Source organism: Saccharicrinis sp. 156, assembly GCF_050589685.1.
GTDB lineage: Bacteria > Bacteroidota > Bacteroidia > Bacteroidales > Marinilabiliaceae > Saccharicrinis.
On record NZ_JBNGOS010000008.1, the window covers coordinates 167141 to 188901 of the forward strand.

18 protein-coding genes and 1 pseudogene are annotated in these 21761 nt (G+C 39.7%); 14 read left to right on the plus strand and 5 right to left on the minus strand.

The features are described from left to right. Positions 1-110: 110 nt before the first annotated feature. The gene (locus tag ACRD64_RS06885) at positions 111-2567 is read right to left on the minus strand and encodes an FAD-dependent oxidoreductase (protein ID WP_430932536.1); all 2457 of its coding nucleotides are present in this window, start codon (positions 2565-2567) and stop codon (positions 111-113) included. A 209-nt stretch (positions 2568-2776) separates the two neighbouring features. Here ACRD64_RS06885 and ACRD64_RS06890 point away from each other — a divergent pair, with 209 nt between their 5' ends. Together ACRD64_RS06890 and ACRD64_RS06895 are read left to right on the plus strand one after the other, a co-directional pair. Then, positions 2777-3493: a M48 family metallopeptidase gene (locus tag ACRD64_RS06890; RefSeq protein ID WP_430932538.1), complete on the plus strand. Its 717-nt coding sequence runs from the start codon at positions 2777-2779 to the stop codon at positions 3491-3493. 1 nt (position 3494) lies between these two features. Then, the gene (locus ACRD64_RS06895) at positions 3495-4835 is read left to right on the plus strand and encodes a deoxyguanosinetriphosphate triphosphohydrolase (protein WP_430932540.1); all 1341 of its coding nucleotides are present in this window, start codon (positions 3495-3497) and stop codon (positions 4833-4835) included. A 50-nt stretch (positions 4836-4885) separates the two neighbouring features. On the opposite strand, the gene ACRD64_RS06900 is transcribed toward ACRD64_RS06895, so the two are convergent. Both ACRD64_RS06900 and ACRD64_RS06905 read right to left on the minus strand, forming a co-directional pair. Beyond that, positions 4886-5200 carry a hypothetical protein gene (locus ACRD64_RS06900; protein ID WP_430932541.1) on the minus strand — a complete coding sequence of 105 codons (315 nt, stop codon included), beginning with the start codon at positions 5198-5200 and terminating at the stop codon, positions 4886-4888. A 59-nt stretch (positions 5201-5259) separates the two neighbouring features. Continuing rightward, a complete protein-coding gene (locus ACRD64_RS06905; RefSeq protein WP_430932542.1) occupies positions 5260-5502 on the minus strand; it encodes a Nif11-like leader peptide family natural product precursor in 243 nt (80 codons plus the stop codon). Between the two features lie 462 nt (positions 5503-5964). Here ACRD64_RS06905 and ACRD64_RS06910 point away from each other — a divergent pair, with 462 nt between their 5' ends. From ACRD64_RS06910 to tsaA, 12 genes and pseudogenes are all read left to right on the plus strand, one after another. Next, on the plus strand, positions 5965-6156 hold the full coding sequence (locus ACRD64_RS06910; protein WP_430932543.1) for a cold-shock protein: 192 nt from the start codon (positions 5965-5967) through the stop codon (positions 6154-6156). A gap of 233 nt (positions 6157-6389) precedes the next feature. Then, positions 6390-7304, plus strand: a pseudogene (locus tag ACRD64_RS06915) (DUF6588 family protein). A gap of 23 nt (positions 7305-7327) precedes the next feature. Further along, positions 7328-7894 carry a hypothetical protein gene (locus ACRD64_RS06920; RefSeq protein ID WP_430932544.1) on the plus strand — a complete coding sequence of 189 codons (567 nt, stop codon included), beginning with the start codon at positions 7328-7330 and terminating at the stop codon, positions 7892-7894. Between the two features lie 271 nt (positions 7895-8165). Continuing rightward, the gene (locus ACRD64_RS06925) at positions 8166-8567 is read left to right on the plus strand and encodes a thioredoxin family protein (protein ID WP_430932545.1); all 402 of its coding nucleotides are present in this window, start codon (positions 8166-8168) and stop codon (positions 8565-8567) included. A 194-nt stretch (positions 8568-8761) separates the two neighbouring features. Continuing rightward, the gene (locus ACRD64_RS06930) at positions 8762-9232 is read left to right on the plus strand and encodes a protein-disulfide reductase DsbD domain-containing protein (RefSeq protein ID WP_430932546.1); all 471 of its coding nucleotides are present in this window, start codon (positions 8762-8764) and stop codon (positions 9230-9232) included. Positions 9233-9317: 85 nt separating this feature from the next. Beyond that, positions 9318-11318 carry a cytochrome c biogenesis protein CcdA gene (locus ACRD64_RS06935; RefSeq protein ID WP_430932547.1) on the plus strand — a complete coding sequence of 667 codons (2001 nt, stop codon included), beginning with the start codon at positions 9318-9320 and terminating at the stop codon, positions 11316-11318. A 315-nt stretch (positions 11319-11633) separates the two neighbouring features. Next, complete coding sequence (locus ACRD64_RS06940; RefSeq protein ID WP_430932548.1) at positions 11634-14450, plus strand: M16 family metallopeptidase; 2817 nt, start codon at positions 11634-11636, stop codon at positions 14448-14450. A 521-nt stretch (positions 14451-14971) separates the two neighbouring features. Then, positions 14972-15955 carry a type I phosphomannose isomerase catalytic subunit gene (locus ACRD64_RS06945; RefSeq protein WP_430932549.1) on the plus strand — a complete coding sequence of 328 codons (984 nt, stop codon included), beginning with the start codon at positions 14972-14974 and terminating at the stop codon, positions 15953-15955. 234 nt (positions 15956-16189) lie between these two features. Continuing rightward, positions 16190-17500 (plus strand): aspartate kinase, encoded by a 1311-nt coding sequence (locus tag ACRD64_RS06950; RefSeq protein ID WP_430932550.1) that lies wholly within the window; start codon positions 16190-16192, stop codon positions 17498-17500. Between the two features lie 13 nt (positions 17501-17513). Then, a complete protein-coding gene (gene lysA / locus ACRD64_RS06955) occupies positions 17514-18668 on the plus strand; it encodes a diaminopimelate decarboxylase (RefSeq protein ID WP_430932551.1) in 1155 nt (384 codons plus the stop codon). Positions 18669-18724: 56 nt separating this feature from the next. Further along, positions 18725-19429, plus strand: coding sequence for a UMP kinase (gene pyrH, locus ACRD64_RS06960; protein ID WP_430932552.1), 705 nt, complete (start codon positions 18725-18727; stop codon positions 19427-19429). A 184-nt stretch (positions 19430-19613) separates the two neighbouring features. Next, positions 19614-20102, plus strand: a complete 489-nt coding sequence (gene tsaA, locus ACRD64_RS06965) for a tRNA (N6-threonylcarbamoyladenosine(37)-N6)-methyltransferase TrmO (RefSeq protein ID WP_430932553.1) — start codon at positions 19614-19616, stop codon at positions 20100-20102. A 263-nt stretch (positions 20103-20365) separates the two neighbouring features. Here the strand turns inward: tsaA and ACRD64_RS06970 are convergent, their stop codons facing one another. Both ACRD64_RS06970 and ACRD64_RS06975 read right to left on the minus strand, forming a co-directional pair. Then, positions 20366-21097: a geranylgeranylglyceryl/heptaprenylglyceryl phosphate synthase gene (locus tag ACRD64_RS06970; RefSeq protein WP_430932554.1), complete on the minus strand. Its 732-nt coding sequence runs from the start codon at positions 21095-21097 to the stop codon at positions 20366-20368. A gap of 35 nt (positions 21098-21132) precedes the next feature. Further along, positions 21133-21759 (minus strand): 4'-phosphopantetheinyl transferase family protein, encoded by a 627-nt coding sequence (locus ACRD64_RS06975; protein ID WP_430932555.1) that lies wholly within the window; start codon positions 21757-21759, stop codon positions 21133-21135. Positions 21760-21761 lie beyond the last annotated feature (2 nt).

Sequence of the window (21761 nt, forward strand, 5' to 3'; positions counted from 1 at the left end):
TGCCTGTTAATTGGTAAAAAAATAATATATTATCAATTTTACGTATGTACCTTAGCACCAATATTCTGCCATTTTTTGGCAAAATATCGGGGATAAGGTACCAAAATGTTCTAGATAAATAGATTTAAATTGGACTGCTCAGCTTCTTCAAGGTAATTGGCGACTCCACCAATATTAACACCTTCAATCAGCTCTTCTTGTTGAACACCCATGATGTCCATGCTCATTTGACAGGCAATCATGTTAATGCCACTTTTTTTGGCCTGATGAATCATGGTTTCCAGTGCATCCACGTTTTTGTCCTTCATGCGAAGTTTCATCATACGACGACCCATACCACCCATGTTCATATTCGATAGTTTCAGCTTTCCGGCATGCCCGGGCATCATCTTGTCAAACATGTTGCCCATCATATCCTTTTTGACCTTGGGTCGATTAATATCTTTTATAACGTTAAGTCCCCAAAAAGTAAAGAACATGGTTACTTGCTTGCCCATGCTGGCAGCTCCGTTGGCGATAACAAAGGAAGCCAATGCGCGATCCATGTCGTCACTGAACACCACCATGGTTTTGTGGTCGGTTCCTGCTTTTGGCAGCGTGCTGTTTTCGGAATCTTTTTTAAATTTTTCGATGATGGCAGTAATTTCCCCTGCATTGTTTTCCCTTTTCACCAAGCGGAGTCCGGTTACCTTGCACCACGAAGCAACATCATTGTAAAATCCAGGGTCAGTAGCCTTTACCTCCAGCCTGTCTCCATATTCAATGGAATCAATACTTTCTTTAAGTTTTAGCACAGGGCCGGGACATTGCAAGCCACAGGCATCAACGGCCATCGACTTGACCTCGATCTTCGGCATTTCTGCTTTTACATCTTCAGCTTGGATTTGGTCATGGGTAAAAAAGATAGCATTCGATTGTTCAGCCATGGCTTGTTTATATACTTTTAAACCTCCCGAAAGATTGAAGACTTCCGCAAACCCACTTTGCTTTAAAATTCTGGCGGCTACGTATCCGCGTAACCCCACCCCGCAATAAATCATTATTTTTTTGTCATGAGGAATACGGTCCAGATTCTCGCGGATTTTATCTAATTCGATGTTTACCGAGTCTTCAATGGCATCAATGGCATATTCTTCGGGAGTACGAACGTCTAAAACAAAAACATCCTTTTTAATTCTTTTGTGAAAATTAAAAGGCGAAAGTGGCTTAAATAAACCTTTTATTATATTTTCTGCGTTGTAACCGGCTTGGTTTACCGGGTCTTTAGCCGAACTAAAAGGGGGAGCGTAGGCATGCTCTATTTCCTGTAAATCGTATATGGTTCCGTTGTTCTTAATAACGGTTGCCAGTAAATCAAGTCGTTTATCCACGCCTTTGTATCCGATTACTTGACCGCCGTATAGTTTACCCGATTCCGGATCAAAACTAATTTTAAGCATCATCTGCATAGATCCGGGATAATAACCGGCATGAGAACCTGCATGAACAATGGTGCAATCGTGTTTAATGCCCTGGGCTTTAAGTCCTCGATGTGTCATCCCGGTTATTCCGGCTGTCATGTCAAAAACCTTGGCAATGGCAGTTCCTATTGAACCCTTGTATTTTCTATTGTGTCCGTAAACCATATTGTCGGCCAGGATTCTGCCCTGACGGTTTGCCGGGCCTGCTAAAAACGCGATGGTAGGTTTGCCCGTAATCGGATGAGGGAATTCAATGCTATCTCCAACTGCATAGATATCCTTAACTGATGTTTGTAAATATTCATCTACCCATACTCCACCTGTTTCGCCAATTTTTAATCCGGCCTCTTTGGCCAAAGTTGTATCTGGTTTAACACCGATAGACAGGATAATAAAATCGGCCTGAATAATCCGCCCGCTGGAAAGAGCTACCTGAATGATATCGCCAACCTGTTTAAACTCAGTAACGGCATCCTTTAAAAACAGACCAACCTTTTTATCTTTGAAATGGTGATGCAAGGGAGCTGCAATTTCACTGTCCATCATGTTCATAACCTGCGGGGACGCTTCAACCACAGAAACGTTTACACCACGATGATGCAGGTTTTCTGCCATTTCGAGTCCAATAAAGCCTGCTCCTACCACAACTGCAGTGCGAGGTGTTGAATCATCAACAAAAGCTTTTATTTTGTCCGTATCCAGAACATTGCGTAAGGTAAAAATATTGGGTAAGTCAATTCCTGGGATAGGTGGTTTTACCGGGGAAGCTCCAGGTGATAAAACCAGTTTGTCATAGCTTTCGGTATAACTATCGCCTGTTTTTACCGATGTAATGGTGACTTGTTTTTTATCTGGGTTAATGGAGGTAACCAAGGAATACACCCTGATATCAATGTTGAAACGTGTACCAAATGATTCAGGGGTTTGTACCAACAGTTTTTCCCGTTCTTTGATTACGCCACCAATATAGTAAGGCAAGCCGCAATTGGCATATGAAATATGTGGGCCTTTTTCAAACATGATTATTTCGGCTTTTTCATCCACTCTTCTTAATCGGGCTGCCGTGGTAGCCCCGCCGGCAACACCTCCTACAATTACGTATTTCATTTTATAATTATCTATCTTTTATATTCATTATCAGTGTAATATATAATGCGTGCAGGGTTTATGTCTACATTTATTTTTCAAGGATACAAATATATGCATATTGCAATATCTACAAATATGGATATGTATGTTATTGAACATGTTTTAATGCAGGTAATACTTTATTGTTTTAATTGGGATTCCTTTCATATTTCGCTTATTTTGCAAGTATGGAATTAATAGACATAAAAGGGGTGGGGCCTGTGTTGTTTCAGGCAAGCAAAAGGGCAAAGAGACTGTCTATTAAGCTAAAGCCATTCGAGCCTGTCAAGGTTGTTGTACCTGTAGATATGCATCCCCGGGAGGCCCTTAAGTTTGTCGAAAGCAATAAGCAATGGATTTTGCAGAACATGGCCAAGGTGAAGGAAAGAGAAAACGATCTGACCATATTTGATGAAAAAACAGATTTCAGAACCCGATCATTCGCATTGCGTATCAAAAAATCCCCGCTTTCGCAGATGAGAATGCAGTTAAGAGATGGTATCTTATCGGTGGAATATCCCGGCCATATGGATGTTAAATCAGCTAATGTTCAGGACAATATCCGATATGCAATAGAAGAAGCTTTGCGATTATCGGCCAAAAACTATTTACCCAAGCGCCTGCATCAATTGGCCCAACAGCATGGGTTTTCGTACAACAGGGTATTTATCAAGAATTTAAAAACACGTTGGGGAAGTTGCTCTCATGTAAACAACATCAACCTTAACCTTCATTTAATGCGCTTGCCGGACCATTTAATCGACAGTGTTTTATTGCACGAACTATGTCACACCGTTGAAAAAAACCATGGAAAGGGCTTTTGGGCATTAATGGATAAGGTAACCAATGGACAGGCAAAAATGCTCGACAAAAAAATGAAGGATTACCGCACAGTAATTTATTAATATGAACTGGGATCAATTATTATCGACAAAGCGCACCGGACAGGAAGAACGCGTGTATACCGTACAGCACCAACGAACTCAATTCCAACGCGATTATGACCGTTTGGTTTTTTCATCACCCTTTAGGAGACTGCAGGATAAAACCCAGGTTTTTCCCTTACCAGGAAGCGTCTTTGTGCACAACCGATTAACGCACAGTTTGGAGGTAGCCAGTGTTGGACGTTCGTTGGGACATAATATCGCAGCGTTTTTGTTGGAGAATAAAGGGCTCAAAAACACCCTAATAAACGAAATTGGAAGTGTTGTGGCTACTGCTTGCTTAGCGCATGATATGGGTAATCCGCCTTTTGGTCATTCGGGAGAGTCTGCACTTTCGCAATACTTTGTAAAAGGAGACGGGCGAAAACTGAAGGATGGATATGAAATTAGTGATGCCGAGTGGAATGACCTGATTGAATTCGAAGGAAACGCCAATGCATTTCGTCTTCTTACCCATCAATTTAAAGGAAGAAGAAAAGGTGGATTTGGACTAACATATTCATCGGTGGCTTCTATTTTAAAATACCCCTATGCCTCAGGCCTTGAATCTAAAAAGAAGTATGGTTTTTTCCAGTCAGAGAAGGAAATGTTTGAGCGGGTAGTAAAAGAGCTTGGATTAATTGAGACTGAACCGGGGGTATATTGTCGTCACCCTCTGGTTTACCTGGTCGAAGCTGCCGACGATATATGTTACCAAGTAATGGATGTGGAAGATTCCCATAAGCTTCGGATTTTAGACACCGTAAAAACCAAGGAAATATTATTGGCTTTTTTGGCAGAAGATGAGGATAAAGCTACAAGAGATAGAATTGAAGAGGTAAGCACAGAGGTGACCGATACCAACGAACAGATTTCTTTTATCCGGGCTTCGGTTATCGGCAAACTGGTAGGTTGTTGTACGCAGATATTCAAGGCTAATTATGATCGCATCATGTCGGGGAATTTTTCTGGTAGTTTGATCGATCATTTGGAGGGCAAAACAAAACAAGCCGCAGAGAATTGCTCCGAGATATCCTTTAATGATATTTACAGGCATCAATCAGTGGTTGAAATAGAACTGTCAGGTTTTAAAATATTAGGATCATTGTTGCACGAATTTTCCAAGGCCGTGCTAAACCCCCAAGATAAATATTCGAAGATGCTATTACCGTTTATACCTAATCAGTATTCTGTTGGATTAGAAGCAAGCCCCTATCAAAAACTGCAATCGGTACTGGATTACATTAGCGGCATGACCGATGTTTACGCGCTCGATTTGTACCGGAAAATTAATGGAATTGGCCTGGCGGATAAGAGGTTTTAGCAATTAGCCCTTAGCTGCAAGCTAAAAGCCAATCGCTAATCTCTAATTCCCTAATTCAAAAAAACTAATTCCAACTCTTCCTTGGCTTCCTCTTTTTGACGTACCGAATATTTTCCCGAATTAACAAACGAATATCCTTTATCCAGCCCGGCTTCCATCAATGTTTTTTCTATTTCGTAAGCGGCATCTAAATCTAAATCCTTGTTAAAATATAAGTATAGCATTTTTTCGTCCTCATCGTTAAATTTAACTAAAACTGAATTGTTCTCCACAAAAACAAGATCGTCGTAACTATAGGATACGGGCAGTCCGACTGACTCTAAAATTTCCATCACATATCCCAATGGTCTGTAATTTAAACTCATGGCATTGAATTTTAAATGAATAATCTATTAATTGTAAATTAATCTCGCGTTAAAAAATATCATACTACAACCAACTTAATCAGGTTGACTGTATTTTCCAGTTCGTCATGTTCTTCTGCCAATTGGCATTTAAACATCATCATGCTGTATGCCTCCTCAAAGTCGGCTTCGGAAAAAGTCAGTTCTTTTTCTGTTAAAAACTGGTTAAGACCGTCCAGGCCTTTTACCTTGTACATCTCTTTTCTAAAGTGAGTATCATCCTTAACCCGTTCAATAAATTTTTTTGCATTTTGAATCGACATATTACCTCCTTTTCATTTCATCCTACATAATTGTAACATTTTTACCGGCCTTATTACTATTTTGTATGCAGCTTTATGGGCTAAAACCTTTATTTGGCAAAGGTTTCCAATAATAATGCACAGACCTGTTTTAATTAAAACAAGATCTATTCCGCAATCTTAAGCTTGCCAAAAAGTTTTATTGAAAGGAGCAATGACCAAATCATTATTTATACAATATAGGAAAGTAGTGCAAAACTGGTTTGGTTTGTAGCTTGTCCGGGGTAGCGCTAAACTTCACAGGATTCTTTTTTTTCGGAAAAATAAGACAGAAAATAATGTAATATTTATCAGTCTGATATATAGCTAGTTTGAAGTTTGCATAAATTTAATGTAGAATAGCCTGTTTTTTTAATTTTTATTTGTCGATATCCAACTTTAAATGATACATTTGTAATATTGGTTTATTATTTACAATTTATTATGAAAGAAGGAACAGTAAAATTTTTCAATGAGTCCAAAGGTTTTGGATTTATTAAAGACAACGAATCTAACAACGAGTATTTCGTTCACGTAACCGGTCTTATTGATGATATCAAGGAAGACGACGAAGTAACCTTCGAGCTTAAAGAAGGTAAAAAAGGATTAAATGCGGTAAACGTTAAATTGGCATAACGATATAGAAAATATAGAGTTGATATTTCAATGTAATTACGCACTATCCAAGCCTTGCTATTTTAGCAGGGCTTTTTTCGTTACATAACTTTCCTGAAAATAAGTTCGATTCCTTAAATCACAATTACAGGCACATTCATCTTGTAAATTTCTCCATTTATCAAAGTAGGTATTGATTTGCTCTTGTTTCGGTATTGACTTCTTACATGCAAAAACATGTAAATAAATGCGGTATGAGAAAATGTGCAATTGTTTTTATTTTGATGCTGTGTCCGTTGTGGCTGATAGCACAAGATTTGGAAGATTATCTATCCAAGTATACTTCCCAAAACGGCGAAATGTACCTGCAACCATTTGCCGATGCCTTTTCTGCTGATTTAAACAGCGGATTGTTTCATAATGCCAAGATAAAAAAGATGGGCTTTCAGCTTTATTTGGGAGTTGTAGGTCAAGTAGCTGTCATTCCGGGCCGTGCCAAAACATTTACCGCCCATATTGATGACCCTGCCTTCGGAGGCCCTAGGGATGTACCCAATGCCCCTACGGTTTTTGGACCCACCGAGGGCGTTTTGGTCTAAAATAGCGAGAATGGACTTAGCCAGTATCTACCTGCAGGACTGGATGTTAGTTATTTTCCTCTTGCCATGCCCCAATTAACCATTGGCTCCTTATACGGAACAGATTTTACGCTTAGGTTGATTTCTACTAACGTTGAGGATTTTGGTGATGTTGAATTGTTGGGTTGGGGTTTGCGCCATAGTATCGACCAGTATATTCCAAAGTTACCGTTGAGTATGGCAGTTGGGTATTACCGTCAGAACTTTAACATTGGAGAATATATAGATGCCAGCTCCAATGTTATCAATGTACAAGCAAGTTTTGCAGTTCCCCTAGTTACCTTTTATGGCGGGTTGGCCTACGAAAGTGGTAAAATTGACGTGGAATATACCTTCGAAGGTTCCAGCAATTCAAATGAAGCCCCACAAAAAGGCGATAAAGTTAAGTTTGAGATGGACGCAGATAATACCATAAGGATGACCCTGGGACTTAGCCTTAACCTTGGCCCATTAAAACTGCACGGCGATTATAATGTGGCTAAGCAAAACACCTTTGCCATTGGTGTAGGGATAGGAATTAATCAAAAGTAAAACCTCAATAAAACTAAATTAAAATGAAAAAATTAGCAATTATTATATGCGGTGTGTTACTTTTGAATGCATGTGAAGAAAAAGACATCAGATTGTATCCTTCTTTTGAGGAAAGTTCGGTTTTTACGATTAACGAACAGGGATATTTTGAGGAAGAAGAGTCTATTTCATATTTCAATATTCTTGATGCTATAAGCGACTTGGAAATTGAAGATGGTGAAATTGAAGATGTAACCACCGAAGGTATTTGGATTGTTATAACAAAACTGTCTGGCAATACGGCCGAATCAGTTACTGTGGATTTAAGTGTGGGAACGGAAAATTCCGGATCGCAAAACTTACTGAAAAACCTTACCATTCCAATTCCCGATGAAACTACTGAAATATTTCTCTCGTCGGATTTGATTAAAGCAGGTGTCAACCTTCTGAATAGCTTGTTTTATAATGTTATTGTTGGAGGAAGTTCAGTTGATGATATTGAGTTCGAATTATCTGGAACCACAAATCCTGCCAATAGCACGGTTAACATTATGCTTGAAGTGTTTGTAAAAGAAGGCGTAGTGGTTAAACAAACCATTGAAGGGATATAGATTGGTATGATTACAGCGCATAATAACCCCCGGCTTTCTTGTCGGGGGTTTTTTTATAGTTTATAATGCTCATCACATAACTCTTTATAAATAATCCGGGTTAAACCATAAATTTGGTGCTGCTCTGTGAGTACGGCCGACTGTAACATTAACCTTAATTAACCTTGAAACTTTTATTATTAACCAAATGTTAACCCATTTTACGCATTGTATTATATTATTTAGCACATTCAATAAAAAGCACAATAGAGTCTTTTAAAACGTATAAGTCATGCAAAATCTAAAATTAGCACTTTTTATAGGGGTTATGATGTTAATTGCCAATAACATACAGGCACAGGGGATCGAGTTTTTCCACGGTACATTTGCCGAGGCAAAAGCCAAAGCGCAGAAAGAAGGCAAACAGTTATTTATCGATTTTCATACTTCCTGGTGCGGTCCATGCAAAGTAATGGCCAAGAAATATTTTACTTTGGAGAGTGTTGGTAATGTATACAACACAAAATACATCTGCCTGAAAATTGATGCGGAAAAAGGAGAAGGTCCCGAAGTAGCAAAACAATATGGTGTAAAGGTATATCCTACCTTGGTTTTTGCCGATGCGAACGGTAAACAATTAAGTCTGGTCAAGGGGATGCAAAACGAACAGCAGCTCATCGAATTGGCTAAATAAATGATTCAGAGTACTACGCCAGGTCGTGCCCCTAATGTGGACAAGATTATGAATTTTATCAGGTTTGCCGTATTTCTGCAACTATCATTCACCCTAATTTAGTTTTTGGTTGTCTTATATTAAAATGCATCGTGTAGTCAGGATTATAATCTTTTAAATACTAAACAAAGACTACATCAAAAAAAAATTAAAAAATGAGCATTAAATCAGTAATAATTGCCTTTTTAGTAGTGACGTTGTTTCAAGGATTGGCAGTAGGTCAAATTTTGGAACCTGCTAAATGGACGGTTGAACTATCAAAGAAAGATGTGAAGGTGGGTGATAAGGTTGAGGTCGTTTTTAAGGCCACTATTGATAATACCTGGTATGTATATTCAAATGATTTCGACCCGGATCTTGGGCCGATTTTAATTTCTTTTGAGTTTCAGGAAAATCCATCTTATCAGAGAGAGGGAAAGGTAAGGCCAATTAATGCCCATAAAAAATACGACGATATTTGGGAGGGGGACATCAGCTATTTCAAAAATACAGCTGAGATGCGTCAGACTATTCTCATAAAAAAACTGCCTTTGAAGGTAACAGGAGAATTTGAGTTTCAGACCTGTTCGGAGGAAACAGGAATGTGTGTGATGGGAGATGACGAGTTTGATTTATCTATACAATAATAAAACACTTAATCAATAATTGCAGAAACCCGGACTTGTCCATAAGATTATTCGGGTTAAGAGAGCTGCGTAAACAATTAATGTAATGAAAAGCAAAATAACAGTTATTGCCTTAGCGCTGATGATGATCGTCCAGGGGATTGCCTTTGCACAGATTCAGGAACCGGCAAAATGGACAGTGGAATTATCGAAGAAAGATGCTAAAGTAGGTGATAAAATTGATATTGTTTTTAAGGCCGAGATAGAGAAAACATGGCATACCTATTCAAATGATTTTGATCCTGAGTTAGGGCCTATCTTGATTTCTTTTGAGTTTGAAGAAAACGCGTCGTACGAAAGAGTAGGTGACGTGAAACCCATCAACGCAGAAAAGCATTACGATGAGATTTGGGAAGGAGATGTAAGTTATTTTGAGAATACCGCTGAAATGCGGCAGACCATCATCGTGAAAGAACTACCCCTAAAAGTGGCTGGTACTTTTGAGTTCCAAAGCTGTTCCGATGAAACCGGAATGTGTGTGATGGGTGATGATGAGTTTGAATTAAATATTGGGGGAGCAGCATCAGCAGTTGCAGAGGATCAAAAAGAACAAAAGAAGGCTGTGGTATCAGCTGAAAAAACTGAACTGGAAAAGTCAAAAGAGAAAGATTCTTTATTGACGCTTTTTATTCTTAGTTTCCTAAGTGGATTAGCAGCTATTTTTACACCTTGCGTGTTTCCAATGATCCCAATGACCGTTAGTTTCTTCATGCATAGTGATGAAAACAAAGCTAAGGCAAAATTTAATGCTTTCTTTTATGGATTCTCAATAATTGCCATTTATACGGTTATTGGAACTGTTGTGGCTATTACGTTAGGAGCTAACTTTGCTAACTTTTTAAGTACACACTGGCTACCTAATATATTGTTCTTTCTGATCTTTATGATTTTTGCCGCCTCGTTCTTTGGGATGTTTGAAATAACCATGCCTAACTGGATTGTGAACAAGAGTGTTGCCAACGAAGATAAAGGAGGATTAGGCGGTGCGTTTTTTATGGCATTTACCTTGGTGTTGGTATCCTTCTCATGTACAGGCCCAATTGTAGGCGCTATTTTGGTCGCCTCAGCAGGCGGCCAGGTATTAATGCCTATTGTTGGTATGTTAGGTTTCTCCATTGCGTTCGCATTGCCATTTACTTTATTCGCCATTTTCCCATCATGGTTAAGTAATATGCCTAAATCAGGCGGCTGGTTAAATTCGGTTAAAGTGGTGTTAGGTTTTATTGAGGTAGCTTTAGGATTAAAATTCCTTAGTATTGCGGACCAAACTTATCACTGGGGTATTTTAGATAGAGAAGTGTATTTGGCCATTTGGATTGTGGTATTTATCCTATTAGGCTTTTATCTATTGGGTAAGCTCAAGTTTTCGCATGATAGTGATTTGCCGTATATCAGCGTTCCTCGATTAGCTCTGGCCATGGTGAGTTTATCCTTTGTGGTTTATATGATACCGGGAATGTTCGGAGCTCCGTTAAAAGCGCTTTCCGGTTATATTCCGCCACAAGCAACACACGATTTCGACTTAAACCAGATTATTCGTGATAATGCAGGCGCTGGAGGACATGTTTCTGCGGAACCACATACAGCCAAATATTCCGATTTCTTGCACCTGCCACATGGACTAAAAGGATATTTCGATTACGAGGAAGGTATGGCCGCTGCTAAAAAACAGAATAAACCTGTATTTTTAGATTTTACTGGGCATGGCTGCGTTAACTGTCGCGAAATGGAAGCGAACGTTTGGTCCGACCCTGCTGTATTACAGCGTCTGAAAGCAGATTATGTGATTATTGCATTGTATGTTGACGACAAAACTAAATTACCGGAGGATCAGTGGTACACTTCCGAGTATGATGGTAAAGTAAAAAAGACATTAGGAAAGCAAAATGCAGATTTCCAAATTACGAGGTACGAGGTCAATGCGCAACCATATTATTGCCTTTTAGACCATGAAGGAAATTTATTAGTTGATCCCAAAGCCTACGATTTAGATGTAAATGCTTTTGTAAATTTTTTGGATAAAGGAAAAGAAAACTTCAATAAATAATAATTTTTTGCAGGACAAGCTGAAACCTCTTGTCCTGCTTGCTATAATTTATAATATACCGAATTGGTTTGAAAATATTGGATTGATCTATCACCCATTTTTCAATCACACGTGTCTTTAAATTGAACCGTTTGTAAATTGTGACAAACATGGTACAAATGGTAATACGCCGATAAACAATTAAGGGTATTAAAAAGTTAACCCGGAATTGGGGTTTGCCCTGGTGCGAATCGGTTTGCATCCTGTATAAATATATAGGCAATGGGTCTCTTATCTAATTGTCTTATAAATTAAGGAATTATTAAAATTTAAATAATGAGAAAAGTAACTTTACTATGTTTGGTGGCTTTGCTGCAAAGCGTTAACGTTTCAGTTAAAGCACAAAACACCACGACTGTTCCGCTCGATTCAAGAGTTAAATACGGTAAACTTTCTAATGGGATGACCTATTACATTATGCATAATGAGGAGCCTAAAGAAAGAGCCAGTTTATATTTTGTCCAAAATGTAGGGGCTATTCTCGAAGAGGATTCACAAGACGGATTAGCCCACTTCTTAGAGCATATGGCATTCAACGGTCTGGAACATTTCCCGGGTAAGAACATGCTGAATTATCTTGAAGCCAACGGGATCAAGTTCGGACGCGATATTAATGCATACACTGCACAGGATGAAACTGTTTATAACCTGAGTAATATCCCTTCTACCAATGAAAACCTGTTGGATTCGGCTTTGTTGGTACTTCACGATTGGTCCGGAGGATTGTTATTGGAAGCAGAAGAAATTGAAGCCGAGCGTGGCGTAATTCACGAGGAATGGAGAACGCGGCGTAATTCCCGTTTTAGATTAATGAAGCAAAGTTCTCCTTACATGTACAACCATTCGCAATATGCCAAGCGCGATGTGATTGGCTCGTTGGATATTATCGATAACTTTAAACATCAGGAATTAAAAGATTATTACGACAAGTGGTACCGTCCCGATTTGCAGGCTGTGGTAGTGGTTGGAGATGTGGATGCCGATAAGGTTGAGCAGAAAGTGAAGGATCTTTTCTCAAAGATTCCTGCCAAAAAAAATGCTGCTGAACGTAAATACTATCCTATAGAAGATTCTAAGGAGTTAGGTTTTGTTGTTGCTAAAGACAAGGAAGCGCAAGGTGTAAATATGTACTGGATCTTCCGTAAAGACCCTGTTACCGTCAAAGATGAGTCGCATATGCGAAAGGAATTAGCCCATAGTATGTTTAACTCTATGCTTAATAACCGTATGGGTGAGTTAACACGTAAGCCCGATTGCCCGGCATTAAGCATGAGTGTCGGTAATTTCTCTTTGGCGCGAACAAAGGAAGCTTCGTACATAGGTATTAGCCCTAAAGAGAACAAGGAAAAAGAAGCGTTTGCCCTTGTGATGACAGAATTGGAAAGGGCACGGAGGTTCGGTTTTAACGAATCCGAGCTGGAGCGTGTAAAAACCCAATTATTGCGCAGTTACGAGTCGTATAAGGATGAATACGAAAAAGTGGACAATGAGACCTGGGCAAAGCAATTGGGAGATTATTTCCTTGAAGCGGCTCCGTTTCCATCATTGGATTGGGAAATGGGTTTTGCTCAAAAAACAATTCCAGCTATTACATTAAAGGAGGTATACGCAACATTTGCCGATTTTCAGAATATGAATAACAGTGTAATTTCTATTTCTGGTCCTGACAAGGAATCTATTGTGTATCCTACCAAAGAAGAATTGTTGTCGGAACTGAAGACGGTGATGCAATCGGAGTTAACTGCTTACGAGGACGATGCAGACTCAAGCCCTCTGGTTGCAGAAGAATTAGAGGAGAAAAACATAGTTAGTGAGTCGGTAATTTCAGGTACGGATGCCAAACAAACCAAACAATATACGCTTGAAAACGGTGCGAAGGTGGTTATTTTACCTACTGCGCTAAGTAAAGACGAGATACTTTTTAGCGCTTATAGCTTTGGTGGAATGTCGGTATTAGGGAAAGATCAATTGGAGTCTGCAAACATTGCGACTGGTGTGGCAAGTATGTCAGGGGTAGGCGAATTCGATGCTGTCCGGTTAAAAAAGAAGTTGACAGGTAAGGTGGCGGGTGTTAAAGCCTCAATTGGAACCAACACTGAAGGTTTCAGTGGTTCGGCTTCTCCAAAGGATTTTGAGACTATGTTGCAACTGTTATACTTAAAGTTCGAGAAGCCTCGTTTCGAAAAAGAATCATTTGAAACAATGGTAGGTTCGATGAAGAATCAATTGGCGTATATAAAAACAGACAATAGCAAAGCTTTTAAAGATACCATTGGTGTGATTGCGAGCAATTACCATCCTCGTCATATTTTATTTGGCGAAGAGTTTGTAAACAATGTGGATTATGACAAAGCCGTTGCCGTTTATAAAGACCGTTTTCAGGATGCCAGCGACTTTACCTTCATCTTTGTAGGTAATATTGACCTGGACAAAGATTTGGCACTGATAAAAAAATATATAGGTAACCTTTCCTCCACAAATCGCACCGAAAACTGGGTAGACCATAACATAAAACCGGCGAAAGGAGCCACTTTTAGGGAGGTAAAAAGGGAAATGGAGGTGCCCAAGGCAACCGTTTATTTTTCTATGTATAATGATGTGAAGTATAACTTTAACACAAGAACTTACGTAAGAGTAATTGCCGAGTTGTTGAGCAAGAGATACCTGGAAACAATTCGAGAGGAAGAAGGAGGAAGTTACGGTGTCAGTGTTCGTCCATCCATTTCAAAGCGAAACTACGAGCACGCCACCATCACTATGAATTTCGATTGTGATCCGGAAAAGCGTGAAAAGTTGACCAGGATAATGAAGGATGAGATCACTAACATGGTTAAAAACGGTATTAAAATAGACGACTTAAACGAGATTAAAAAGAACTATATAAAAAGTCGCGAAGAGTCGGTGGAACAAAATAGTTTCTGGTTAAGTGTTATTCAGGGTTCATTAATGAACGAAGAGCCAATAACCGACACGGAAGGATTTAACAAGATGGTAAACGATATTACAGCTAAACGTGTTCAAAAGTTCGCTAAAAAGCTGTTTAAGGGATATGATTCTGTTGAAGCGGCAATGCTGCCCGTTTCAGCGAACTAATGCCTGGTTAGAATATTGATGAAGGTTTACCTTTATTAATTGTGTATTTATTAATTTGACAAAAAAATCCCCGGCAAACGTGTCGGGGATTTTTTTATTGGAACAGGAACGGTCTGTATAAGCATGCTTTAACCCGGATTAGGTAGTAGAGATTCGTAATGAGTAATCCAATAGTACAAAACAAGGAGTTGCTGAAACGAAACATGGCAGAGCTCCGGTATATTGAAACAACTCAGTGAAACGGCTTGTTTTGAATTGGGAGCCCTCAATCTTTGACTAAGGCTGTTAGGTTTAATAATTGCACTGCCCTGTTTGCACATAAACAAAAAAAATGGCTGCTAACTTTAAAATGCACAACTATAACTTTGAATTTGGTATTTATTTTCTTTTTTATTTGATACATGGAGGATTAGATGCCCAATAACGCTTTAGTTCAATATAATATCACAATTCAATAATATATTGTTATGGATGCTTAACAGGTTTTTTCTTAATTTGCAGGTTCTAAACAAAAAACCATTATGAACGCAAAATTGTATCCTATCAAGTTTACACCAATACTTAAAGATAAAATTTGGGGTGGCGGTAAGCTAAAATCTGTATTAAATAAAAAAAGCGAGCTGGACAACCTGGGCGAATCTTGGGAACTTTCAGGGGTGGAAGGTGATGTTTCCCAAATTTCGAACGGTTTTTTAGCCGGGAACAACCTTCAGGAAATTATAGAGATCTACATGGCAGATATCGTTGGAGAACATGTGTACAGCAAGTTTGGCAATGAATTTCCGCTGTTGTTTAAGTTTATCGATGCCAACGACAATTTGTCGATTCAGGTGCATCCTGACGATGTGCTTTCGAAAGAACGACATAACGCATTCGGAAAAACCGAGATGTGGTATGTGTTGCAAGCGGAGCCCAAAAGTCAGCTGGTTTCCGGTTTTGTAAATGAATCCAGCAAGGAAGAATACCTCGAAGCTTTAAATGGCGGTAAGCTGATGACCTTGTTAAAATCGCACGAAGTGGACGAAGGTGATACCTTTTTTATCCCTGCCGGCGATGTGCATGCCATTGGAGCAGGTGTGCTGTTAGCCGAGATTCAACAAACATCGGACGTTACTTACCGTATTTACGATTACGACCGCAAGGACAGCTCCGGTAATACCCGGGAATTGCATACGGACTTGGCGTTGGATGCTATTGATTACAAAGATACGAACGAAAAAGTTGCGTACGATCTTAAAAGCAACGAAGCGGTAAACCTGGCAGCTTGTCAGTATTTTGTTACTAACATCCTAAATATTAATGAAGCTTTTGAAAGAGATATTTACCTGTTGAACTCCTTTGTGGTTTATATGTGTGTGGGTGGAAGTGCAAAAATTATTTGTGCTAACGGTGAAGAGGAGACCATAACAAAAGGAGAAACGGTTTTAATTCCGGCGGCAATTGATAATGTAATCATTGAACCTGATGGGGAAGCAAAACTACTCGAAGTTTATATAAAAGAATAATATAGGCCTATCTCAAGATAGATAGCAATCACAATTCTTATAGAAAAACACAAAATGTTATATATTTAACATTTTGTGTTTTTCTTGTTTTAAACGCGTATTTCTATCAATTAATAAAAAGTTTCTTCTAATTTTGCACCTGTAAACTAGACGCATAGATTGGCATTTAAAAATGTCACTTATCTCCCTGTCTGCCGACAGGCAGGTTATCTAATAGTCTCTTATCTTGTTAAGATGAAAGTATTGAAATTTGGCGGAACCTCGGTAGGTTCAGCTGCACGTATGAAAGAAGTAGCCGACTTGGTTTGCAACGGAGAGCAAAAAATTGTTGTTCTATCCGCCATGTCTGGAACCACCAACATATTGGTGGAGATCACCAATTACCTGTACAAGAAAAACAACGAAGGCGCCAATGAGTTAATCAACAGCCTGGAGGAAAAATATTATGCCGAAGTGGAAGATCTTTATGCAACGGATGAGTTCAAACAAAAAGGCAAAGAACTCATCGAGTTTCATTTCGATTATATTAAGTCGTTCACAATAGATATGTTTACGGCTTTTGAAGAAAAGGCCATTTTGGCGCAAGGGGAGCTGATTTCAACTGCTATGTTCCAGTATTATCTGGAGGAAAAAGGAGAGAGCTCAATGTTGTTGGCCGCCCTGGATTTTATGCGTATCGACAAGCAGAACGAACCGGATAAGGTTTATATCAAAGAGAACTGCGCAAAGGTTTTAAAGAAAAATCCAGGAAAAGAGATATATGTTACGCAAGGTTATATTTGTCGAAATGCTTTTGGTGAGATAGATAACCTTCAGCGCGGAGGAAGCGATTATACCGCCAGTTTGATTGGTGCCGCAATTTCAGCCGAAGAAATACAAATTTGGACGGATATTGATGGCATGCACAATAACGACCCCCGTTTTGTGGAGAATACGCATTCCATTGCTAACCTATCCTTTGATGAGGCTGCCGAGCTGGCCTATTTTGGAGCCAAGATACTTCACCCTACCAGTGTTTTGCCCGCTAAGCTAAGCAATATCCCGGTAAGGTTACTGAATACCATGGCACCTGAAGCACCTGGGACTTTGATCTCCTCAAAACTTGAGAAGGACAGGATTACGGCTGTAGCGGCTAAGGATAATATAACGGCCATTAAAATTAAGTCGGGACGAATGTTGTTGGCATATGGTTTCTTACGCAAGGTGTTTGAAATATTTGAGACCTACAAAACACCTATCGATATGATTACCACTTCGGAAGTAGGTGTATCGGTTACCATCGACGACAATAAGCATTTGGAAGATGTAGTGGACGACCTGAAGAAGTTTGGTACCGTAGAGGTGGATACCAATCAGGTAATTGTTTGTGTGGTAGGTGATTTGGTAGCCGATACAGTTGGTTATGCCGACAAAATATTCGGTGCGTTAAAAGGAATTCCGATCCGCATGATTTCGTATGGTGGGAGTAACCACAATGTATCTATCCTAATTAACGAGAATTATAAAAAAGAGGCATTAAACGCCTTGAGTGATAACCTGTTTTAATCAGATTGTGCAAATGAACAATCCATTTCCAATTCAGAAACTAAATGAGGTGGAAACACCTTTTTATTATTATAACATGCAATTGTTGGATGACACCCTTGAGGTTATCAAGCAAGAGGCCGACAAGTATGGTTATCATGTTCATTATGCGGTGAAGGCCAATGCCAATAAACGAATTTTGGAACGGATCAACTCCTTTGGTTTTGGGGCAGATTGTGTGAGCGGTAACGAGGTGTCTGCCTCATTGGCTGCAGGTTTCCCTAACGATAAAGTTGTTTTTGCAGGTGTTGGCAAAGCCGACAAGGAGATTATTACCGGCCTGGAACACAATATTGGTTGTTTCAACGTAGAGTCGATTCCTGAGCTGGAGATCATCAACGAAATAGCCGGGCGAATGGGTAAAACCGCCAAGATAGCTCTTCGTATCAACCCTAACGTTCAGGCCAACACGCATAAATACATTACCACAGGACTAGAGGAAAATAAGTTCGGTATTTACATCTGGGATCTCGAAAAGGTGTTGGATAAGGTAACGGAACTAAAAAATGTTGAATTTGTGGGGATTCACTTTCACATTGGCTCCCAAATTAACGATTTAGATTCCTTCAAGCAGCTTTGCACAAGGGTAAACGAATTACAGGAGCTTTTCGTGAAACGCAGAAATATTCCCAGGATAGTTAACGTTGGTGGTGGACTGGGTATCGATTATGAGTACCCGGACGAAAACCCGATGCCCGATTTCAAGACGTTCTTTAAAATTTTTGATGACTTTTTGGAATTGAAAGAAGGGCAGGAGGTGCATTTCGAACTGGGGCGTTCGGTGGTTTGTCAGTGCGGAACCTTGATGAGCAAGGTTTTGTATGTAAAAGAAGGTGTTCACACCCAATTTGCCATTGTGGACGCTGGAATGAGCGATTTGATACGTCCGGCCTTGTACCAGGCCTATCATAAAATCGAAAACCTGACTTCCACAAAAGAAGAAAACAAATATGATGTGGTGGGGCCTATCTGCGAATCATCCGATTGTTTTGGAAAGGCAGTGACACTCCCTCAAACCGGCAGAGGTGATCTGATAGCCATCCGCTCTGCTGGCGCTTACGGTGAGGTTATGGCCAACCAATATAATTTGAGGGAATTACCTAAAGCGGTATATTCCGATTTGATTTAAATAATAAATTCTTTTCTTAGCTTTGTGCCATTCAAAACTTTAGAAGATTCAAAACGATGTATAAGAGAGTATTACTTAAGCTTAGCGGAGAGTCGCTGATGGGCGAACAAAACTACGGTATCGACAATAAGAGGCTGGAAGAATATGCACAACAAATCAAAGATATCTGCGATCTGGGTGTTCAGGTTGGTATTGTGATCGGTGGAGGAAATATCTTTCGTGGACTAAGCGGAGCTGCCAAGGGATTCGATCGTTACCAGGGCGACCAAATGGGTATGTTGGCAACCGTGATTAATAGCCTGGCCTTAAAATCATCGTTGAATAATGCGGGCGTAAAAGCAAGGGTATTAACGGCCATAAAAATGGAACCGGTTGGTGAATTCTATTCCCAGCCTAAAGCCATTGAGGCCTTGGAAAATGGGGAAGTGGTTATCCTTTCCGGCGGAACGGGAAATCCTTACTTTACAACAGATACCGGTTCCTCATTGAGAGGGATTGAAATTAAGGCGGATGTGATGCTGAAAGGCACCCGGGTGGATGGTGTTTATACGGCCGATCCGGAAAAGGATCCTAACGCCACCAAATTCGAGGAAATTACTTTCGACGAGATATATAACCGAGGGCTAAAAGTAATGGACTTAACCGCCACCACCATGTGCAAGGAGAATAACTTACCCATAGTGGTATTTGATATGGATACGCCGGGAAACCTGATCAGAGTAATTAAAGGCGAAAAGATTGGCACTCTGGTCAAAATCTGATCTATATAAAATGTGATGAAATGCCAGTTCCGACTTTGCGGAAAACAAACTATTAAGGCTTAAGGTGTTGGCCATATGTATAGTTTGTGATTGTAATAGAGGGCTGAAATAAAAATCGACGAAGTTAAAGTCCGTCATGTTTTATGTGGATATCATCAATGTGAATCTTAAATCAGTTCAAACCATGCAACACTTTACATTTCAACCCATCGGCACCATTTATACGCCTCATAGTTCTTTGGAGAATATGCCTATCCAACCAATTGGGGCAGAGGCTGCTAAGGGATATATTCTTTTGAAAGAAGAGTTTGTGGAAGGCTTAAAGGATCTCGAAGGTTTCACTCATCTGACGCTAATTTACCATCTGCATAAAGTAACCAATTACCAAATGTCGGTGGTGCCGTATATGGACGACAAAGCACATGGCGTATTTGCAACACGTTCGCCCAAACGACCCAATGCCATTGGTTTGTCAACGGTTAAATTAGTTAAAGTGGAGGACAATAAAATTTTTATTGAAGAAGTGGATATGCTCGACAAAACCCCATTGTTGGATATCAAGCCCTTTTTCAGACAATTTGACAATAGGATGGATGCAAGATCGGGTTGGCTGGACGAAAAGGACGCAGACCTTGTTTTAAAAACCAAATCGGATAATAGGTTTGTAGAATAGTAATGCTCTTTTTGAACCCTAAATTGTCATTACACTTCATCTGGATGTCCATTCGATGATCAAAATCTGCATATTGCTTATTAAACACAGCAATGTAAGGTTTTCTATATCGGGATGGCCTCGATATGGCTGATGCCAGTTGACATTAAGGGGTTTTTCAAATTCCTAATGACGGATCAAGGTTTAATGTGTGATAACTGCCAGCCGGCAGGCTGGGATTTTCTAAAGCGTTCTGCGGGTCTAAGGATATAGCCTATTCACCTTTAATACGAATGTATTACATCTTTAAATTCCTTTAGCAGGGATAAATCTTTCTCAAACGCATTGCCCACCACAACGATGTCCGCACCAGCTTCACAGGCATTCTCTACTTTTTCAACACTATTTAGTCCCCCGCCAACAATTAAGGGGGTGGAAATATTGTTTCTGACCGCTTGTATCATGTCTTGCGGTACCGGATTGTGAGCGCCGCTGCCACTTTCCAGGTAAATCAGTTTCTGGCCCAACATTTCTCCAGCCATGGCAGTAGCTACCGCGATTTCCGATTTATTGGCCGGTATGGGACGTGTTTGGCTCATATATTCTACTGAGGTTGTTGTTCCGCCTTCAATCAATATATAACCGGTAGACAAAATCTCCATACCAGAGTTTTTTAGGAAAGGAGCAGAAGTAACATGGTTGCCAATTAAAAGCTCCGGATTTCTTCCGGATATCAAGGAGATAAATAAAATGCCGTCAGCATTGGGTGTGAGCTGCATCAGGTTGCCGGGAAACAAAACAACCGGAATTGTCAGGTGTTTCTTTAAAACATGCACCACCATTTCAACCCTTTCGTTAACCAGGCTTCCTCCTACCAAAATAAAATCGGGACTAGCCGCTTCCATGGCAGTAATAATTTTGAGTAGGTTTTTATGGGGAAACTTATCCGGATCGATAAGGACGGCAAACAATTTTTTACCTTTTTTTACTTTGCTTTGTATGGTTGATAGAATCATGGTAATTTGTCAAATTCGTGTAATGGGTGGTTAACTCAACAATGGTAAACCAAATAAAAGTCCTCGGTGGTCAGGTATTCAAAATCCATGGTCCTACATTCCTCAAAATCAAATGTAGCTTGAATTTTACCTTCCTGTTGCAACTCGAACGGGTGACAAATAAAGTTGACATTAAAGATGCTGCTTTGCCTGTCGTACATTTTATACATGCTTTCTTTCAAGCACCACAGCATGGTATAATACGCAACCTTATTATTGTCCGGAATGAATTTTTCTTCTTCGGTGCTTACAAAACGCTTGTACACCCGCGCTACCCTTTCCGATGGGCGTTCAATATCTACGCCCGCAAAGTCGCCTTTGGAAAACACTACAACTAAAAAACCTTTGGTATGGCTTATGCTAATGTTATATTCTGAGTTTTTAAGGATTGGTTTTCCCGATTCCCGATAGTCGACAGCGGGATCTATTTTCAATACTTCCTTAATCAGACACCTGGCAGCTAAAAACTCTTGTTTTCTGGATTCGAGCCTAAATGAATTTACCCGATTCAGATCTTGTTCTCTTAGATTTAGCGATTGCAATAGTTCTTTGGAGCTTTCTTCAATCTTCCAAACTACAACTATCCCGTCGCTGCCTGTATCCCTTCTTAATACTTGAGCCATTC

What these genes read in the sequence shown, in the direction of transcription:
- ACRD64_RS06885 (WP_430932536.1), bottom strand. Translation starts at nt 2,567, where the DNA reads ATGAAATACGTAATTGTAGGAGGTGTTGCCGGCGGGGCTACCACGGCA.
- ACRD64_RS06945 (WP_430932549.1), top strand. Translation starts at nt 14,972, where the DNA reads ATGAACGCAAAATTGTATCCTATCAAGTTTACACCAATACTTAAAGAT.
- ACRD64_RS06935 (WP_430932547.1), top strand. Translation starts at nt 9,318, where the DNA reads ATGAAAAGCAAAATAACAGTTATTGCCTTAGCGCTGATGATGATCGTC.
- ACRD64_RS06940 (WP_430932548.1), top strand. Translation starts at nt 11,634, where the DNA reads ATGAGAAAAGTAACTTTACTATGTTTGGTGGCTTTGCTGCAAAGCGTT.
- ACRD64_RS06970 (WP_430932554.1), bottom strand. Translation starts at nt 21,097, where the DNA reads ATGATTCTATCAACCATACAAAGCAAAGTAAAAAAAGGTAAAAAATTG.
- ACRD64_RS06900 (WP_430932541.1), bottom strand. Translation starts at nt 5,200, where the DNA reads ATGAGTTTAAATTACAGACCATTGGGATATGTGATGGAAATTTTAGAG.
- lysA (WP_430932551.1), top strand. Translation starts at nt 17,514, where the DNA reads ATGAACAATCCATTTCCAATTCAGAAACTAAATGAGGTGGAAACACCT.
- ACRD64_RS06920 (WP_430932544.1), top strand. Translation starts at nt 7,328, where the DNA reads ATGAAAAAATTAGCAATTATTATATGCGGTGTGTTACTTTTGAATGCA.
- ACRD64_RS06895 (WP_430932540.1), top strand. Translation starts at nt 3,495, where the DNA reads ATGAACTGGGATCAATTATTATCGACAAAGCGCACCGGACAGGAAGAA.
- ACRD64_RS06975 (WP_430932555.1), bottom strand. Translation starts at nt 21,759, where the DNA reads ATGGCTCAAGTATTAAGAAGGGATACAGGCAGCGACGGGATAGTTGTA.
- ACRD64_RS06925 (WP_430932545.1), top strand. Translation starts at nt 8,166, where the DNA reads ATGCAAAATCTAAAATTAGCACTTTTTATAGGGGTTATGATGTTAATT.
- ACRD64_RS06905 (WP_430932542.1), bottom strand. Translation starts at nt 5,502, where the DNA reads ATGTCGATTCAAAATGCAAAAAAATTTATTGAACGGGTTAAGGATGAT.
- ACRD64_RS06930 (WP_430932546.1), top strand. Translation starts at nt 8,762, where the DNA reads ATGAGCATTAAATCAGTAATAATTGCCTTTTTAGTAGTGACGTTGTTT.
- ACRD64_RS06910 (WP_430932543.1), top strand. Translation starts at nt 5,965, where the DNA reads ATGAAAGAAGGAACAGTAAAATTTTTCAATGAGTCCAAAGGTTTTGGA.
- pyrH (WP_430932552.1), top strand. Translation starts at nt 18,725, where the DNA reads ATGTATAAGAGAGTATTACTTAAGCTTAGCGGAGAGTCGCTGATGGGC.
- ACRD64_RS06950 (WP_430932550.1), top strand. Translation starts at nt 16,190, where the DNA reads ATGAAAGTATTGAAATTTGGCGGAACCTCGGTAGGTTCAGCTGCACGT.
- tsaA (WP_430932553.1), top strand. Translation starts at nt 19,614, where the DNA reads ATGCAACACTTTACATTTCAACCCATCGGCACCATTTATACGCCTCAT.
- ACRD64_RS06890 (WP_430932538.1), top strand. Translation starts at nt 2,777, where the DNA reads ATGGAATTAATAGACATAAAAGGGGTGGGGCCTGTGTTGTTTCAGGCA.